The sequence below is a fragment of the Streptomyces sp. CLV115 genome, assembly GCF_038448545.1.
In the GTDB taxonomy this organism is placed as follows: domain Bacteria; phylum Actinomycetota; class Actinomycetes; order Streptomycetales; family Streptomycetaceae; genus Streptomyces; species Streptomyces sanglieri.
In genome coordinates, this window is record NZ_JBCEWQ010000116.1 from 1 (window position 1) to 17,310 (window position 17,310).

Below are 17,310 nucleotides of genomic sequence, written 5' to 3' on the forward strand. Positions count from 1 at the left end.
CCCCCCCCCCCCCCCCACGGCGCCCCGTCGGCCGGAACCGGCCGGTACCGGGCGGATCGGATCAGTGCGCGGCCACCGGGTCCACGACTGCCGGACCCTGCTCGCGCTCCGACGGCTCCGGATCCGGATCCGGCTTCCTGCCGAGGTGGTTGAAGGCCAGGTTGAGCACGATCGCCACCACGCAACCGGTCGAGATCCCGGAGTCGAGCACCACCAGCAGGTCCTTCGGGAACGAGTGGTAGAACTCCGGCGCGGCGATCGGGATCAGGCCGATGCCCACGGCCGCGGCCACGATCAGCGCGTTCTCGCCCTTCTCCAGCGCGGCGGTCGCCAGGGTCTGGATGCCGCTCGCGGCGACCGAGCCGAAGAGCACGATGCCCGCGCCGCCGAGGACCGGCAGCGGTACGAGCGCGATGACGGACGCCGCGACGGGGACCAGCCCGAGCACGATCAGGATCCCGCCGCCGGCCGCCACCACGAAGCGGCTGCGGACCTTGGTCATCGCGACGAGCCCGATGTTCTGGGCGAAGGCGCTGCACATGAAGCCGTTGAAGAGTGGGCTGACGGCGCTGCCCAGGGTGTCGGCGCGCAGGCCGCCCTCGATGGTCCGCTCGTCCGCCGGCCTGCCGACGATCCTGCCGAGCGCGAGCATGTCCGCGGTGGACTCGGTCATGCAGACCAGCATCACGATGCTCATCGAGACGATCGCGGCGACCTCGAACTGCGGCGCCCCGAAGTGGAACGGCGTCGGGAAGCCGATCAGGTCGGCGTCCTTGATGGCGCCGAAGTCGGTGATGCCGACCGGGATCGCGATCAGGGTGCCGACGATCAGTCCGAGCAGGATGGCGATCTGCTGGAGGAAGCCGCGCAGCAGTTTGCGCAGGGCCAGGACGATCACCAGGGTGACGGCGGCCATGGTGATGTTGGTCGTGGAGCCGTAGTCCGCCGCCGTGGCGTTGCCGCCCTGGGACCAGTTGAAGGCGACCGGCAGCAGCGAGACACCGATCAGGGTGATCACGGTGCCGGTGACCACGGGCGGGAAGAAGCGGACCAGTTTGCAGAAGTACGGGGCCAGCAGGAAGCCCAGCAGGCTGGCGACGACGATCGCGCCGAAGATGACGGCGATGCCGTCGTGCCCGCGGTCCTTGCCGATCGCCACCATCGGGGTGACCCCGGCGAACGAGACGCCGTTGACGAACGGCAGCCGGGCGCCGATCCGCCAGAAGCCGAGGGTCTGGAGCAGGGTGGCTATGCCCGCGGTGAACAGACTCGCCCCCATCAGGAAGGCGGTCTCCTTGGCGGTGAGGCCCACGGCGGGCCCCACGATCATCGGCGGGGCCACCACGCCCGCGTACATCGCGGCCACGTGCTGGAGGCCGCTGGTGAACATCTTCAGTGGGGGGAGCGTCTCGTCGACCGGGTGCTTCCGGTCCGGCGAGGCCGGATCGGGGGCGTCGTCGAGATGCGGTTGTCCATCGGATCCTGCGACTGCGTCGTTGCGAAACCTGGGCTTTGCTGCCACGGCGGTTCCTCCGGTCGGGTACACGTCTGCGGTGACGTGGGTGTCAGGGAGGTGGTGCAAGTGGTGCGTTGGAACAGGTGGGGCAGGTCGTGCAGCTGGTGCGGGCAGCTTTGGTCACCGGTGCGGGAGCGCGTGCGTCACAGGCACGCGCCCCCGCACCGGTTGCCATGGACCCCACTCGGGTCCACGGCGGCCGGCCGAGGGCCGTCCCCCTCGGCCGGCCGGTATCGGGGGTGCCGCGGAGGTCAGGCTCCGGCGGCGATCTGCGCGAGGCGGCGGGCCTCGTCACGGGTGGCGCGGGCGATGGCTGCCTCGTCCGCGGTGATCAGGTGGTTGTCCTCGACGACCGGCTTGCCGTCGACGAGGGAGAGCGTGACGGGGGCCGCCGCGCCGAAGACGAGCGCGGTCACCGGGTCGGCGATGGAGGCGTGCGCGAGGGTGTCGAGCTTCCAGAGCACCAGGTCGGCGAGCTTGCCGGGCTCCAGGGAGCCGATCTGGCCGGCGCGGCCGAGCACCTGGGCGCCGCCGTACGTTCCCAGGCGCAGCGCCTGGCGCGCGTTCAGGGCCTTCTCGCGGTGGGCGCCGAGGCGGTTGATGAGCAGGGCGTTGCGCAGCTCGGTGTGGAGCTCGCCGGACTCGTTGGAGGCGGTGCCGTCGACGCCGAGGCCGACCGGGACGCCGGCCGCGAGCATGTCGGGGACCCGGGCGATGCCCGCGGCGAGCCGGGCGTTGGACGAGGGGCAGTGCGCCACGCCGGTTCCGGTGCGGGCGAAGGCGGCGATGTCGGAGTCGTTCATGTGGACGCAGTGCGCCATCCACACGTCCTCGCCGAGCCAGCCGGTGGACTCGAAGTAGTCGGTCGGCCCCATCCCGAACAGCTCGTGGCAGAACTTCTCCTCCTCCACGGTCTCCGAGCCGTGGGTGTGCATGCGCACTCCCTTGCGGCGGGCCAGTTCGGCGCCCTGGCGCAGCAGTTCGGTGGAGATGGAGAACGGGGAGCAGGGTGCGGCCGCGACCTGGGTCATCGCGTCGAACGAGGCGTCGTGGTACGCGTCGATGGCCGCCTCGGTGCCGGCCAGCGCGCCGTCGAGGGTCTCCACGGCGAAGTCCGGCGGCAGCCCGCCGTCCTTGACGCTGCGGTCCATGGACCCGCGGGCGAGGGTGAACCGTACGCCCATGTCACGGGCGGCCCCGATGATGGCGCCGGACAGGTCGCCGGACCCCCGCGGGTAGACGTAGTGGTGGTCCATGGCGGTGGTGACGCCGCCGCGGGCCATCATGGCGAGCGAGCCCTGGGCGGCGGCGCGGACCATCGGCTCGTCGATGCGCGCCCAGGTGGGGTAGAGGGCGACCAGCCAGTCGAACAGGTTGTGGTCGGTGGCCAGGCCCCTGGTGATCCACTGGTAGAAGTGGTGGTGCGTGTTGATCAGGCCGGGGGTGACCAGGTGTCCGGTGCCGTCGATGCGGCGTACGACGTTCGCCAGGCCCTCGGGTGCCCGGCCGGCGCCGACCGATTCGATGCGGTTGCCCGCGACGAGGACATGGCCCGAGGCGTACTCGGTGTCGTCGGCGTCGACCGTCGCGATCGAACAGTTCTCGATGACGATGCGTTCCACATGCTCAGGGGCTGCCGATGCTGCCATGGGGCTTCCTTCTCTTTCCGGCGGTGTGGGCACGGCAGGACCCTAGGAGGATTTGAGTGCCACGGCCTGGCGGCCGTGGGTGCCGAGATGGTGGAAGAACAGGTTGAGCAGGACCGCGACGAGCGCTCCGGCGCTGATGCCGGAGCCCAGCACGGTCTGCGCCCAGGACGGGAATCCCGCGTAGAAGCCGGGCGCGGCGAGCGGGATGATGCCCGCGCCGAGTGCCACGGCGACCAGGATGATGTTGGAGCTGTCGTCGAGTCCGGCCTCGGAGAGGGTACGGATGCCGCTCACCGCGATCGAACCGAACAGTACGATGCCGGCACCGCCGAGGACGGGCATCGGCACCGTGGAGACCACCGCGCCCAGCACCGGGAAGATGCCGAGGACCAGCAGTGCGCCGCCGGCCGCGGCGACGACGTAGCGGCTGCGGACCTTGGTCAGGGAGACGACTCCGACGTTCTGGGCGAAGGCGGAGGTGGGGAAGCCGCCGAAGACGGGGCCGAGGAGGGTGGCGATGCCGTCGGTGCGCAGGCCCCGGGTGATGGTCCTGCCGTCGGTCTGGCGGTCGCAGATCTCGCCGATGGCGAGCATTCCGGCGCTGGACTCCGTCATCAGGACGAGCGTCACCAGGCAGAGCGAGATGATCGCGGCGGGCTGGAACTCCGGGGCGCCGAACGCGAAGGGTGTGGGCAGTGCGGCGACGGGGGCCGAGCGGAGCGCTCCGAAGTCCGCCATGCCGAACGGGACGGCGGCCAGGGTTCCGGTCAACAGGCCGAGCAGCAGGGCAACTTGCTTGACAAAGCCGCGGCCGAAGCGCTGGATCAGCAGGATGACGAGGAGGGTGAAGGCGGCGAGTGCCAGGTACTTCATGTCTCCGAAGTCGGCGGCGGTCCTGTCGCCGCCCTGTGCCCAGGCGACCGGCACGGGCATCAGGGTCACTCCGATGAGGGTGATGACGACGCCCGTGACCAGTGGCGGGAAGAAGCGCAGGAGTCTGCCGAAGAACGGTCCGACAGCGAGGCAGAAGACACCGGCGACCATCACCGCGCCGTATATGGCGGGGAGTTGGTCCCCCGCGGCGTTGGTCTCGGCGATGGCGAGCATCGGCGCGATGCCGGCCGAGGAGGCGGCGTTGACGAAGGGCAGCCGGTTGCCGACGAGGCCCTTGACCCCGAGGGTCTGCAGGAGGGTGGCCACACCGGCGATGAGCAGACTCGCGGCGATGAGCCGGGTCTGGCCCGCGATGTCGAGGCGGACGGCCTGGCCGATGATGAGCGGGGGCGTGACCACTCCCGCGTACATGGCGGCGATGTGCTGGAGCGCGGCGGGGACGAGCCGCGAGAGGTGGAGCTTCTGGTCGACCGGGTGGGCCTCGGGCCCTTCCGGCCGGGTGGAACACGGGCCTTCTGCCGGCCCTTTTGCAGGCGTTGCCATGGCTGGTTGTTCCCTCCGGTGTGGCGCGTCCCCGCCGACTGCGGGCGGCGGGGGGGGGGGGGCCCCCGCGCCCGGCGTCAGAGGTTGGTCATGTCGACCGGGATGTGCGGCTCGCAGCCGTCGCGCAGGATGGTGGCCTCGATCAGGCCGTAGGGGCGGTCGGCCGCGTAGTACACGGCGCCGTCCTTGGCTTCGTTCTCCAGCCCGAAGGCGGAGAGGTCCTGCCGGAAGTGGTGCTTGTTGGGAGCGGAGAAGCGGATCTCGTCGATCTCGCTGCGACTGTTGATGACCCGCGAACCCATCTGGTACAGCGTCTGCTGGAGCGAGAGCGAGTACGTCTCCACGAACGCCTGGAGGATGTGCTTCCTGGCCTGTTCGTAGGACTTCTCCCACTGCGGCATGCGCTGCTCGTCAGAGGTCCAGTTGTGCCGCCACCACGTCGACAGGGACGTGGCGAGGATGCGGTCGTAGTCCTCCTGGAGCGTCGTGTACTTGTCCTTGATGTAGCCCCAGAACTCGGAGTTCGTGGAGTTCATCACGGTCAGGTCCTTGAGCCCGGACAGGACTTCGAACTTCGCCTCCCCGTCGCCTCCGGCGGAGTAGGTGATCTGCGCGAGGCGGGTCTCCTGGCCCTTGCGTACGAAGGAGTGCTTGACCTCGTCGGCGCCGATGAACCTGGAGTTGCCGTCGGAGCCCGCGATGCGCTCCCAGGCGTACTCCTCGATGCGGATGCGCGCGCGGTGGATCGAGGGCTGGCTGTCCACGAAGTGCCGGGCGAGGTGGATGCCGTACTGCTCGGCCGACTCGATGCCGTGTTCCTTGGCGAACGCGAAGCAGGTGTTCTTCGTGGTGTCCGTCGGAAGGCAGTTGGCGTTCGAACCGTTGTAGTGGACGTCGTCCAGGTCGCCGGAGAGGGCGACGGAGACGTTCAGGTCCTTGATGTGGTGGGTGTCGCCGTCCCTGGTGATCTTGACGACGCGGTTCTCTGCTTTGCCGTACTGGTTCTGGCCGAGAATCGTGGGCATGTCTGCTAGCTCCCTCGGTAAACGGAGTAGCCGAACGGGTTGAGCAGCAGCGGTACGTGGTAGTGCTCGCCCGGTACGACGGCGAAGGTGATCGCCACTTCCGGGAAGAAGGCACCGCTGTCCCTTACGCGGGGGGCGTCCTGCTGCGCCTCGGCTTGCTTCTTGGCTGCGAAGTACGCCTCGGTCTCGAAGTCGAGACGTACGTGGGTGGTGCCCTCCGGCAGCGCCGGCAGGTCCTTGCATCGCCCGTCCGCGTCGGTCGCGGATCCGCCGAGCGCCGCCCAGGGTGCGCCGCTGCCGCTGCGGGCGGCCAGCGTGACGGCGACGGCCGCGGCGGGGCGGCCGATGCTGGTGTCCAGGATGTGGGTGGACACCGATGCGGTGGTGTCGGTGCTCAAGACCGTCACTCTCCTTCGGTTACGAGACGGGTCAGCCGGATGCGGTTGATCTTGCCCAGCTCGGTGCGCACAATCCCGCGCTCCTGCTCGGGCGAGTTCCCGATCCGGGACTTCACCGCGTCGCGCATCTGCTCACCGGTGGCTCCGGTGGCACAGATCAGGAAGACATGTCCGAACCGCTCCTGGTAGGCCAGGTTCAGTTCGAGCATCTCGGCCTTGAGTTCCTCGGTGGCGCCGGCCATTCCGCGCTGTTCGCGGGAGGAGGTCGGGTCTCCGGGCTTCGGGCGGCCGATCGGCGGGTGACCGGCCATCGCTTCGGCCAGTTCCTCGGTGGTCAGTGCGGCCGTGGCGGCGTCACTGGCGCTCAGGAGGGCTTCGGCGGTGGCGTACGGGCGTCGGGAGAGGATCTCTCTTCCCCATGCCTCGCCGGCGCACACCTCGTGCAATGCGGTGGTGGCCTCGTCGTCCGCCAGGGTGTTGAACCGGGCGAGGCCCGGAGTGGAGCTCGAAGTCACGGGAGCCTCCGTGGCTGTTTTCGCTGTGCGTTTTCCGCTTCGCGTCGGTCGGGCTGCGGATAGCTAACGCCCTCCGCAACACCACGTCAACACTTTGTTGAAATTACGCGAACGCAAGAAGCCGTCGCCCGGCACTCCGGACGACGGCTCTCCGCGACCTTGCACGGCCTTCGCTCACCTACCGCCTCAACTACTCGCCTTTGGCAGCATTTTCCCTGTTCAGGTAGTTGTAGACGGTGAAGCGGCTGACCCCCAGCGCGCCTGCCACCGTCTCCACGCCGTGCCGCACGGAGAAGGCACCACGTGCCTCCAGGGCCCGGACCACCGACTGCTTGGTGCGGCGGTCCAGCTCGGCGAGCGGCATGCCGTGCCGGCGTTCCATGGCGGCCAGGATGTGATCGAGCGACTCCGAGAGCTGGGGCAGCCGGACGGCTATGACGTCCTCGCCCTCCCAGGCCAGTACGACGTCGTCGGGCTCGGCCTGCTCGGGTCCGAGCAGCTCGGCCCCCATGGCGTCGACGAGCGGCTTGACCGCGGTGACGAGCGGGTGGTCGGCCGGTTCGGTCACTGGGAGTCCTCCCCGACCACGTTCACCTGGAGGGACACCCGGGTGGCACCCGATGCCAGGGCGCGGCGCAGCAGCGAGTCCACCGCGCTGAGCACTTCGTCCGCGCCGCCCTCCGCCGTGTTGCCGAAGGGGCCGACGTCCACGGCGTCCAGGTCGGCCGACTGGATGACCTCGCGGGCCACGACCGCGTGGGCGGGCGCCTCGTCGAGATCGAAGGGCTCGGTGGTGAACTCCACTCTCAAGCGCACTGTGCCTCCCTCATGCGTTCGCCGCGTCGCTGTGCAGCCCGCGGCTCGCGCCCGACCCTAACGGACCCGCGCCGGACCCGTGGGGAGATCGATCCGCGCTCAGTGACCGGCCGGGCGCACGCCCGCGTACGGCAGTACGCAGACGGCGACCGGGGCGGCGAAGGCCGCACCCGTGCGGGTCAGACCGCCGTCACCGGTGCCGACCCGGAAGACCGTCACCGTGCTGGATCTCTGGTTGGCCGCGAAGAGCAGTTTCCCATCGGGCGAGAAGGCGATCTGCCGGGGGAAGTCGCCACCTACGGGCACGGTGCCGAGCAGCCGGAGCACGGCCCCGTCGCCCTCCACCGCGTAGCGGGTGAGGCTGTTGTGCCCCCGGTTGGCGAGGTAGGCGAACCGGCCGTCGCCGGTGACCAGGAACTGCGCGGGGTAGCTGGTGCCCGGCCCGGTCCCGGTGGGCTGCGGGGCGCCCGGCGAGAGGGTGCCGGTGGCCGGGTCGTAGCCGCAGACGACCGCGGTGTTGTCGACCTCGCAGGCGAGGTAGGCGTGGCGGCCGCCGGGATGGAACGTGAGGTGCCGGGGTCCGGCGCCGGGGCGCAGCGCCGCGCAGGAGACCTGGTCCAGGGTGCCGCGCCGCTCGTCGAGCCGGTACGTGTACACGGCGTCGGTGCCGAGGTCGACGGCGAGGACGTGGCCGCCGTCGGGGGTGGTGATGATCTGGTGGGCGTGCGGCCCGTCCTGTCCGGGGCCGGGCGGCGGGCTGTCGTGGGCGACCAGGTCGGTGCGTTCCCCCAGCGATCCGTCCTCCCCGATGGGGTGCACCGCGACGCTGCCCGCGGTGTAGTTCGCGCTGAGCAGCCACTTTCCCGTGGGGTGGACGGACAGATGGGTGGGCCCGGCCCCGCCCGTGGCGCGGGTGCCCAGCACCCGGTGGCCGCCGTCCGGCGACAGCGCCACGGCGGTCACACCGCCCTGCTCCTGTTCGTCGACCGCGTAGACGGTGCTGCCGGAGGGGTGCAGGGCCAAGTACGAGGGGTTGGCGACGCCCGCGATCACCGGTCCCGCGGTGATCGCCCCGGTGGCGGCGTCGTAGCCGGCCGTCCCGATTCCGGGGCCGCCGCCCTCGGCGGAGGTGTAGGTGCCGATCAGCAGGCGCGGGGTGGTGCGCGGGCGCGGACCGGCCTCGGCGGCGGGGTCCGGCCCGGGAAGCGGGGAGCGCGGCGGCGCGGGAGCCGCCGACAGGGCCGCGCCCGCGAGGAGCGCTCCGAGGACGGCGCGCCGGCTGGTGGCGTGGTTCATGCGAGGCACCTCGTGGGGGGGGTCGGCTGCATCGGTCGCACCGGCAACCCTGGCGCGCCCCGGACCCCCTCGGCAACCGGCGCAATTGGGGGCCCACCTTGCGCAACCCGCACGAACGCACCGGGCCCGAATTCCGGGCACCCCCTTGACAGCCTCCACCGCTCCGGGCAATCTTCCGTTGAGTAGAAACTAACTTCCGCAATACGGAAGGAGCGCCGAACCCTCATGGGCTACCCGGACCAGCGCTTCGATGTGAACCTTTCGATCCTCTTCACGGAACTCCCGCTCCTGGAGCGTCCCGCGGCCGCCGCGGCGGCCGGCTTCACGGCGGTCGAGCTGTGGTGGCCCTGGATCGAGACCCCCACCCCTCCGCAGGCCGAGCTCGACGCCCTCAAGAAGGCGCTCGACGACGCGGGCACGCAGTTGGTGGGACTGAACTTCTACGCCGGACGGCTGCCCGGCCCCGACCGCGGCGCGCTCTCCGTGCCCGGCACGGAGTCGGACCGCTTCCGCGCCAATATCGACGTGGCGGCGGGCTTCGCCGCCTCGGTCGGCTGCAGGGCGCTCAACGCGCTGTACGGCAACCGTGTCGACGGCGTGGACCCGGCGGTGCAGGACGAACTCGCCCTGGAGAACCTGGCGGCCGCCGCCCGCGCGGCCGACCGGATCGGGGCGGTACTCCTGATCGAGACCCTCAACGAGCCGGAGTCTCCGCGCTATCCCCTGGTGAGCGCACCGGCCGGGATCGAGATCGTCGACAGGGTCAACGCGGCGACCGGCCTCGGGAACGCCAAGTTCCTGCTGGACCTCTACCACCTGTCCATGAACGGCGAGGACCTCGGCCAGGTCGTCACGGCCTACGCCGCCAGGACCGGCCACGTCCAGATCGCCGACAACCCGGGGCGCGGCGCGCCCGGCACCGGCTCGCTCCCGCTGGAGCAGCTCCTGGACGAGCTGACGAAGGCCGGTTACGACGGCTGGGTCGGCCTGGAGTACAAGCCGGGCGACCGGCCGAGCGCCGAGGCCTTCGAGTGGCTCCCGGCCACCGCGCGGGCCGCCCGCTGAGGGCGGCCGGCTCCCCCTCGTACACACGCTTATCGGAAGGCACCCTCATGAGCAACAACCTCCCCAAGGTTGCGTGGATCGGGCTCGGCATCATGGGCTCCCCCATGTCCGAGAACCTGATCAAGGCCGGGTACGACGTCACCGGCCACACCCTGGAGCAGGACAAGATCGACCGGCTGGTCGCGGCCGGCGGCTCCGGCGCGGGCTCGGTCGCCGAGGCGGTCCGGGACGCCGATGTCGTCATCACGATGGTGCCCGCCTCCCCGCAGGTCGAGGCCATCGCCTACGGCCCCGACGGCATCCTGGAGAACGCGAAGTCCGGCGCGCTGCTGATCGACATGTCGTCGATCACCCCGCAGACCTCCGTGGACCTCGCGAAGAACGCGAAGGACAAGGGCATCCGGGTGCTCGACGCCCCGGTCTCCGGCGGCGAGGCCGGTGCCGTCGAGGCGGTGCTGTCGATCATGGTCGGCGGCGAGCAGGCCGACTTCGACGCCGCCGGGCCCATCCTCCAGGCGCTCGGCAGGACCATCGTGCTGTGCGGCCCGCACGGCTCCGGCCAGACGGTGAAGGCCGCCAACCAGCTGATCGTCGCGGTCAACATCCAGGCCTGCGCCGAGGCCGTGGTCTTCCTGGAGAAGTCCGGCGTCGACCTCGCCGCCGCGCTGGACGTGCTGGGCGGCGGACTGGCCGGCTCGACCGTCCTGGCCCGCAAGAAGGACAACTTCCTGAAGCGGGACTTCACACCGGGCTTCCGGATCGACCTGCACCACAAGGACATGGGCATCGTCACGGACGCCGCCCGCAATGTCGGTGCCGCGCTGCCCGTCGGCGCCGTGGTCGCCCAGCTCGTCGCCTCGCTGCGCGCGCAGGGCGACGGCGGCCTGGACCACTCGGCACTGCTGCGCTCGGTCGAGCGCCTGTCGGGTCGGCCCGTCCGGGCCTGACCGGCCCGCACCCCGGAGACTTCCGGACGGCGTCGGCGCCGACACCTGTCCTGTCGCGCCCAGGCGTCGGCGCCGTCCGGAACACCAGCCAGCAAATTCAACAAACTGTTGACGTCGGGTTCGGGGCGTACCTACGCTCCTGGAGCCCCGAGCCGTCGCAGTTCAGCAGCTCCCGTACGGAAGGTCGCCCCGACACCATGACGCAGCGTGTGCTTACGACCGAGTCAGGCGCCCCGGTCGCCGACAACCAGAACTCCGCCACCGCCGGTGCCGGTGGCCCGATCCTCCTCCAGGACCAGCACCTGCTGGAGAAGCTGGCCCGCTTCAACCGGGAGCGCATCCCGGAGCGCGTGGTCCACGCCCGCGGCTCCGGCGCGTACGGCTACTTCGAGGTGACCGACGACGTCACCGGCTTCACCCGCGCCGACTTCCTCTCCGCCGTCGGCAAGCGCACCGAGACATTCATCCGCTTCTCCACCGTCGCCGACTCGCTGGGCGGCGCGGACGCGGTGCGCGACCCGCGCGGATTCGCCCTCAAGTTCTATACGGACGAGGGCAATTACGACCTGGTCGGCAACAACACCCCGGTGTTCTTCATCAAGGACCCGATCAAGTTCCCCGACTTCATCCACTCGCAGAAGCGCGACCCGTTCACGGGCCGCCAGGAGCCGGACAACGTCTGGGACTTCTGGGCACACGCGCCCGAGGCCACACACCAGGTCACCTGGCTGATGGGCGACCGCGGCATCCCCGCCTCGTACCGCCACATGAACGGCTACGGCTCGCACACCTACCAGTGGACGAACGCCGAGGGCGAGGCCTTCTTCGTCAAGTACCACTTCAAGACGAACCAGGGCGTGCGGTCCCTCTCCAGCGAGCAGGCCGCCGAACTCGCGGGCAAGGACGGCAGTTCGCACCAGACGGACCTGCTCCAGTCCATCGAGCGCGGGATGAACCCGTCCTGGACGCTGTACGTGCAGGTCATGCCGGCCGCCGAGGCCGCGGACTACCGCTTCAACCCGTTCGACCTCACCAAGGTGTGGCCGCACGGCGACCTCCCGCTCCAGCGGGTCGGCCGCCTGGTCCTGGACCGCAACCCGGACAATGTCTTCGCCGAGGTCGAGCAGGCCGCGTTCTCCCCGAACAACTTCGTGCCCGGCATCGGCCCCTCGCCGGACAAGATGCTCCAGGGCCGGCTGTTCGCCTATGCGGACGCGCACCGCTACCGGCTGGGCGTCAACCACACCCAGCTCCCGGTGAACGCGCCGCGCACCGCCGTCGTCGACAACTACGGCCGCGACGGGCTGCACGCCACCCGCAACGGCGCCCGCCACGACAAGAACTACGAGCCCAACTCGTACGCGGGCCCGGCACAGACCGGCGCGGCGCTCTCCGCCCCGCTGGCGGTCCACGGCTGGACCGGCACCCACGCGGCGCCCGCCCACACCAAGGACGACGACTTCTTCCAGGCGGGCGAGCTGTACCGGCTCATGTCCGAGGACGAGAAGGGCCGTCTGGTCGCGAACATCGCCGGGGGCCTGTCCCAGGTCACCCGCGACGACGTGATCGAGAAGAACCTCGCCCACTTCCACGCCGCCGACGCCGAGTACGGCAGGCGCGTGGAGGAGGCGGTCCGCGCACTGCGCGAGGACTGAGCCTCCCCCGAGCCCTGCTCGTGCCGCGCACCCGGATGAGGGGTGCCGCGCGGCACGGGCAGGACGAGGTCGCGGCGGTTGTGCGATGCCAGTGCGGTGGTACATGGGCGGGCGGCCCGGTCACCTGACCAGAAGGCCCCGTGCAGCCCCCCTTCGCACTACCGCCGCGGTCCCTGTTCTCCCAGAACCAGGGCGCGGAGTACGGATACGGTCCCGTACTCTGCGCCCTTTTCTGTGCCGTGGTGCATGGTGACCCTTGTACGTCTGCACGGCCGTCTCCCGTTCTCGACGCCCGGGTGACCGAGGCGAACGTGGCGGGCAGAGCGCACCTCCCCGCAGATGATCTCGCCGAGCTGATCCGGGCGTACGGCCTCAACGAAGTACTGAACCGACACCACCTCACCGATGACCTCATGAACGTGAACTGGCGGCTGGACACCCGCACAGTGAGGTTCGCCCTCAAGCGCGCCACGGACGTGCCGCTGAATCGACCGCGCCGCACCCTCGCGGTCCTTCCTCTCCTGGCTTCGTACGGCGTTCCCGTATGCACCCCGCTCCTCACCTCCCACGGCGACGTGATCGCCGAGGTCCGCGGCGGCGCCTACTGCCTCTTCCCCTGGTCAGCCGGGGAGCACATGCGCGGAACCGACCTGTCGCCGACGCAGACGTTCAAGCTCGGCACACACCTCGCGGAACTCCATACAGCACTCGGCCGTGCTGCCGATGAGACGGGAATGCCCGCGGTACCGGCCTCGGTCACCGCCGAGGTGACCGAGGCCGGCCTGGCCGTCCGGAAGGCTGACCGGCTTGCGGGAGCGGTGCCGGCCCAGGGCGCGGGCGACGCTTTCGACAGGGCAGCAGGGCACTGCTCTCGCGGATCGCAAGGTCCTCCTCGACAAGCACGCCCACCTACGCCCCGAGAGGGGCATCCCTGCAGGCCCGCATGGCTGGACGCACGGTGACTTCCAGTACCTTCATTAGGCAAGTCGACTGTCGGGTCTGAAGTTGTCGGAACTTTGGCCCCTGGATCTCAGCTATCGAAGGTGTGGGTGGCTTCGCCTGGAGGCGCGGTAAAGAATGGTTCTGTGTCTACCTCCGTGCCGCAGTCCTCGCACGTCCGGGTCTCAATCGTTTGTTCCTCATTGAGTTGGCCGGGAGGAAAGTCGGTGTAGCCGCAGCGCGGGCAGTCGACAAACTGGCGGAACTTCTTGTGCTTCCCGTACTGCTGGCTGCTCTCCGTCGTCATGGTGCGAGCCTCGCACGCCCGACGTCATTGTGATGCCCGGTGACGGCCCATCCCTCCACGTCCTTGAGGTCGATCCCCCCAAAGTCTCCTGCCGAAAGTCCGGCATGCGCTGGGCCGAACCTCGGGGAGGCGGTCCACGTCCTCCGCGAACAGCCCTCCGCGCGGGGCGGGCGCCTCCAGTCGGGCAGTGCGGTCATGGCTTCGCTGTAGCGGTGCGTCGGGTCCGGAAGGCGGCGCGCGGCGGGGCTGTCCTACTCGCCCGGCAGACGGAGCATCGGTTCGAAGGGCGCGTCCTCCTCGCCCTCAACCAAAGGGAGGAAGCCGTCCGGGACGGTGCGAGCGGCCGTGGTGAGGAGGCGGGCCAGGACCTCGGGCTCGGTGGCCAAGGGGAGGCGGAGGGCGGCGAGGAGGCGGTCGCGGACCTCGGGGTGGTCCGGGTTGTCCTCAAGGTAGTCGGCGTTGAGCGCGGGGGGACGGAAGCCGGCCAGGACGTCGTGCCAGGAGGGGAGGACGATGGCCAGGGTCAGGGCCTCGGCGAGGGACTCCGCGATGAGGGAAGCCTGGCCCTCGGAGTCGGTGTAGAGCACGGGGCGGACGCGGTCGGAGCCGGCCGGGCCGCAGAGGTAGTGGGTGCCTCCCGCGTTGCAGCCGGCCACGGGCTCCACCGGGAGACCGGCCGGCAGGGCGATCGACTCGATGGGGTCGGTCCGCGTGAGGTCGAACTCGCCGTCGCAGGCGAGGTACGCCTCGACCTCGGGGTCGGCGGCGATCCGGCGGAGCAGGGCCTCGTCGGAGAGGGCGGCCGGGTTGAGGCCGTGGGCGGCTTCGGGGGTCAGGGGGTGGCCCGCGAGGACGTGGCGGACGGTGTCGAGGGGGACGGGCCGCCCGTAGTCCTCCTCGAAGTGCGCCTGGACGGCCTCGGAAGAGCGGTCGGTGAGGAGGCGGAAGAGGTGCCCGGAGCCGTCCGGGTCCGGGCTGCCCGAGGGGAACTCGATGCCCGAGCCGGTGCGCCAGGCGCTGCCGCCGGTCTCCCACCACAGGCAGGCGGTGACCCGCGGGGCTCCGAGGCCCTCGTCGACGAAGGCCGGGTCGTTCAGGAGCGGGCGCAGCGCGGCGGGCACCTCGTCGATGACACCGGGCCAGACCTGTTCGTCGTCCGTGGCGTACGGGCTCATCTCCGACTCGTGGTCGAAGCCGCGGACGAGCACACCGGCCGGGGTGAAGAGGACGGAAAAGTCGTCACCCGAGCCGTTGTCCATCATGGCCGCCTCCGTCCCAGGCCCCCAGGTGGTGGAGAAGGAGTAGCGGGAGAACCGCGGGTCGCGGCAGATCGCCTGGTCCAGCACGGCCAGCGCGCGCAGGCGCGCGCGGAGCTCGGCGGGGTCCGGGAGGAGGGCGGCGGTCGTGTGCACGGTGTCCATGGGCTCATGTAAGCAGTCGGCACTGACATCCAGGGCGGCGGTTCGGTCACACCCGCTCTCTCAGCTCAGGGAACGAAAAGCCCAGCTCCCGCAGGCGGGGCAAGCACACTGCGAGGCATTGCTCCACAGACGCGGCATCGGTTCGCACAAGGACGTCCTCGCGCAACGGCGCTCCACTGGCGACGAAGGTCCAAGGCTTGCCCCTCTCTGCCATCCGCTCAGCGTCGGCCTTGAAGAGCACCGTTACGCCCTGTTCAGCCAGTGCTTCCATAATCGCGACGACGTCCACCGGCACTCTCCCCTCCCGAAGCGCTTCGAACGCGCCATCGGACGAACATACTCACTCCGGGCCGGACCCTGGACACCGCCCGCATGACCCAAAGTGACCGATTGGGGCGCTCTGAGCTGGAATACGCGACACCGCAACATCGGTCGCGAGTAGCAGCGGTACAGCGGTTAGCGCTAAGGAATGATCTTCGCTGCCGGGGGCGGCCCGGCCAGAACGGGCGCACGCTGGAGGTGTGGCTGAGGACCGGAACGCCGAGCTTGCCGCTCTCGCCCGCCAGGCCGTGGCAGCCGCGGGCGGCCTGCGGCTGCTGGTCGAGCGGATGGGCGATCTCGGCTGGCGGATGCAGGACTACCGCGACGAGGACCTGCTGAACGTCGCCTCCGCCCTGCGCGGCACCGCGATCCTGATCGCCCTCGACACCGAGGACATGGACCTGCACGAGGAAGTCACCGGGCGCCGGGTGCACGAGGTGCACGATGTCGCCGAGTGGCTCCGAGAGCACGGCGAAGGCGACGGCCGGCCGTTACCCTGCCGACCCGGGCCGGTTGTCCCGGCCGCCGGGGATGACCCGCAGGACGGGGCCGGCGGGGGCGAACTCGCCGAGGTCGAGAGCGGCGTCGCGTCCGCCCGCGCGGGACGCCGGGCCCCGCCCCCACCCCGGGCGGCAGCGGCGCGAGGTCCTGGGACACCCTTCCGTCCCAGCTGTGATTCACGTCACTGCCGGCGGCTCGGTGCAGCACCCGGCCCCGTTCCGCCGTCATGGGGGCAGTGATCGGGACGGGACGAGGAGAGGAGGTCGGCGGGTGAGGTTTCGCAGGAGCGGTCCGGGCAACGGATTCACGGAGTTCGTCGCACAGCGGTCGGGAGCGTTGTTCCGCACCGCGTATGCGCTGACCGGTGACGTGCACGTGGCCGAGGATCTGGTGCAGGAGGCGCTGGAGCGGGCGTGCCGACACTGGCGGAAGGTCGAGGTGGCGGACTCGCCGGAGGCGTACGTGCGCAAAGTACTGGTCAACCTGGCCAACGACCGCTGGCGGCGGCTGTCGCGCCTGGGCGAGCGCCCCGGGCTGTCGGGGGTGCCCGAGACGGCCGACCCCCGGGACCGGTTCGGGCAGGTGGATCTGCGCGCGGAACTGATCGAGGCACTGCTCGGGCTGCCGATGGGCATGCGCAGCGTGGTGGTCCTGTACTACCTGCACGATCTGGACGCCCGGCAGGTCGCCGGCATCCTGGACATCTCTTCGAGTGCGGTGAGGTCCCAGCTCGCCCGCGGCCTGGCCAAGCTGCGCGATTCCGTATCGGGCGCCCAGGCGCCGCACACCCCGTCGGCCGCTTTCGGAGGTACGAAGTGAGGAACACGTCGTCCGGACCCGCCCCGTTCGAGCCGGGCCTCGAAGCCGAGCTGCGTGCCGCGGTGGCCTCCTTCGCCGACGGGCCGACGGCGCCGGTCGTCGACGCGGCCGCGATCGAGCGAGTCGTCAGCCGCAGCCGCACCCGCCGGGCGCTCCTCGGCACCGCTGCGGCGTGCTGCGTGCTGGCGTGCGCCACGGTGGGGTTCTTCGAGCTGAAGCCCGTGCCGCCCGCGCCCGGCGCCTCCCCGTCCCTGTCCCCACCGGCGAACAGGGCGTGCACCCCGCTCGCCACCGGCACCCCCAAGAGCGGAAGCGCCGATGCGACTCCGACACAGGAGCAGGAGCAGACCGCGGGAGCGGGCATCGCGCTGCCGGACCTGGCCGGCATGCCGGTCGAACAGGCCGGAAGCCTGCTGCGCGGACTCGGACTGAGCTGCACGATCATGCGGCACACGGACTGGAACGCTCCCGCCGGGCAGGTGATCAGCAGTGACCCCCGGGGCGGCGCAGAACCGGTGGCACCGGGCTCGTCCGTCCTCCTGCTGGTCTCGACGGGCAAACCCGGCAGAACCTGAGCGACCGGGCCCTTCGGCCCGCGCACCGGCAGGACGGCGCCCCGTCCTGCCGGGCAGGGGAGCCACCCGGAGCGGGGGAACGGCTGCGGGTGGCGGGCTCCGATGCCG

At 70.7% G+C, this 17,310-nt stretch carries 19 protein-coding genes; 7 read left to right on the top strand and 12 right to left on the bottom strand.

Features of this window, described 5'->3' with window-relative positions:
• Positions 1-61 precede the first annotated feature (61 nt).
• The 9 genes from AADR41_RS30195 to AADR41_RS30235 form a co-directional block, all read right to left on the bottom strand.
• A complete protein-coding gene (locus AADR41_RS30195) occupies positions 62-1,522 on the bottom strand; it encodes a nucleobase:cation symporter-2 family protein (protein WP_342284664.1) in 1,461 nt (486 codons plus the stop codon).
• A gap of 245 nt (positions 1,523-1,767) precedes the next feature.
• On the bottom strand, positions 1,768-3,165 hold the full coding sequence (locus AADR41_RS30200) for an 8-oxoguanine deaminase (protein WP_342284665.1): 1,398 nt from the start codon (positions 3,163-3,165) through the stop codon (positions 1,768-1,770).
• A 42-nt stretch (positions 3,166-3,207) separates the two neighbouring features.
• Positions 3,208-4,602: a nucleobase:cation symporter-2 family protein gene (locus tag AADR41_RS30205; RefSeq protein ID WP_342284666.1), complete on the bottom strand. Its 1,395-nt coding sequence runs from the start codon at positions 4,600-4,602 to the stop codon at positions 3,208-3,210.
• 77 nt (positions 4,603-4,679) lie between these two features.
• Entirely contained in the window at positions 4,680-5,627 is a 948-nt protein-coding gene (gene pucL, locus AADR41_RS30210) for a factor-independent urate hydroxylase (RefSeq protein WP_342284667.1), read from the bottom strand.
• A 5-nt stretch (positions 5,628-5,632) separates the two neighbouring features.
• Entirely contained in the window at positions 5,633-6,025 is a 393-nt protein-coding gene (gene uraH / locus AADR41_RS30215) for a hydroxyisourate hydrolase (RefSeq protein ID WP_259930566.1), read from the bottom strand.
• 5 nt (positions 6,026-6,030) lie between these two features.
• Positions 6,031-6,540, bottom strand: a complete 510-nt coding sequence (gene uraD, locus AADR41_RS30220; protein WP_342284668.1) for a 2-oxo-4-hydroxy-4-carboxy-5-ureidoimidazoline decarboxylase — start codon at positions 6,538-6,540, stop codon at positions 6,031-6,033.
• A 190-nt stretch (positions 6,541-6,730) separates the two neighbouring features.
• Positions 6,731-7,108, bottom strand: coding sequence for a helix-turn-helix domain-containing protein (locus AADR41_RS30225; protein WP_342284669.1), 378 nt, complete (start codon positions 7,106-7,108; stop codon positions 6,731-6,733).
• Complete coding sequence (locus AADR41_RS30230) at positions 7,105-7,356, bottom strand: hypothetical protein (protein ID WP_342284671.1); 252 nt, start codon at positions 7,354-7,356, stop codon at positions 7,105-7,107. Before AADR41_RS30230 ends, AADR41_RS30225 begins: the two co-directional genes overlap by 4 nt.
• A 99-nt stretch (positions 7,357-7,455) precedes the next feature.
• Positions 7,456-8,652 (bottom strand): lactonase family protein, encoded by a 1,197-nt coding sequence (locus tag AADR41_RS30235; protein ID WP_342284672.1) that lies wholly within the window; start codon positions 8,650-8,652, stop codon positions 7,456-7,458.
• A gap of 225 nt (positions 8,653-8,877) precedes the next feature.
• Here AADR41_RS30235 and AADR41_RS30240 point away from each other — a divergent pair, with 225 nt between their 5' ends.
• From AADR41_RS30240 to AADR41_RS30255, 4 genes are all read left to right on the top strand, one after another.
• Positions 8,878-9,717, top strand: coding sequence for a TIM barrel protein (locus AADR41_RS30240; protein WP_342284673.1), 840 nt, complete (start codon positions 8,878-8,880; stop codon positions 9,715-9,717).
• Positions 9,718-9,764: 47 nt separating this feature from the next.
• Positions 9,765-10,664, top strand: coding sequence for a 2-hydroxy-3-oxopropionate reductase (locus tag AADR41_RS30245; protein ID WP_342284674.1), 900 nt, complete (start codon positions 9,765-9,767; stop codon positions 10,662-10,664).
• A 197-nt stretch (positions 10,665-10,861) separates the two neighbouring features.
• On the top strand, positions 10,862-12,319 hold the full coding sequence (locus tag AADR41_RS30250; RefSeq protein ID WP_342284675.1) for a catalase: 1,458 nt from the start codon (positions 10,862-10,864) through the stop codon (positions 12,317-12,319).
• 296 nt (positions 12,320-12,615) lie between these two features.
• The gene (locus tag AADR41_RS30255) at positions 12,616-13,281 is read left to right on the top strand and encodes a phosphotransferase (protein ID WP_342284676.1); all 666 of its coding nucleotides are present in this window, start codon (positions 12,616-12,618) and stop codon (positions 13,279-13,281) included.
• Positions 13,282-13,349: 68 nt separating this feature from the next.
• On the opposite strand, the gene AADR41_RS30260 is transcribed toward AADR41_RS30255, so the two are convergent.
• From AADR41_RS30260 to AADR41_RS30270, 3 genes are all read right to left on the bottom strand, one after another.
• Positions 13,350-13,565: a hypothetical protein gene (locus AADR41_RS30260; protein WP_342284677.1), complete on the bottom strand. Its 216-nt coding sequence runs from the start codon at positions 13,563-13,565 to the stop codon at positions 13,350-13,352.
• 251 nt (positions 13,566-13,816) lie between these two features.
• A complete protein-coding gene (locus tag AADR41_RS30265; protein WP_342284678.1) occupies positions 13,817-14,986 on the bottom strand; it encodes a hypothetical protein in 1,170 nt (389 codons plus the stop codon).
• Between the two features lie 46 nt (positions 14,987-15,032).
• Complete coding sequence (locus AADR41_RS30270) at positions 15,033-15,275, bottom strand: hypothetical protein (RefSeq protein ID WP_342284680.1); 243 nt, start codon at positions 15,273-15,275, stop codon at positions 15,033-15,035.
• Between the two features lie 232 nt (positions 15,276-15,507).
• Between AADR41_RS30270 and AADR41_RS30275 the strand changes: the two genes are divergently transcribed.
• Genes AADR41_RS30275 through AADR41_RS30285 form a run of 3 tightly spaced genes read left to right on the top strand, consistent with a single transcriptional unit; the run spans position 15,508 to position 17,202 of the window.
• Complete coding sequence (locus AADR41_RS30275) at positions 15,508-16,047, top strand: hypothetical protein (RefSeq protein WP_266738324.1); 540 nt, start codon at positions 15,508-15,510, stop codon at positions 16,045-16,047.
• Between the two features lie 31 nt (positions 16,048-16,078).
• Positions 16,079-16,627, top strand: a complete 549-nt coding sequence (locus AADR41_RS30280; RefSeq protein ID WP_329815661.1) for a SigE family RNA polymerase sigma factor — start codon at positions 16,079-16,081, stop codon at positions 16,625-16,627.
• Positions 16,624-17,202, top strand: a complete 579-nt coding sequence (locus AADR41_RS30285; RefSeq protein ID WP_342284682.1) for a PASTA domain-containing protein — start codon at positions 16,624-16,626, stop codon at positions 17,200-17,202. The genes AADR41_RS30280 and AADR41_RS30285 overlap by 4 nt, the downstream gene beginning before the upstream one ends.
• Positions 17,203-17,310 lie beyond the last annotated feature (108 nt).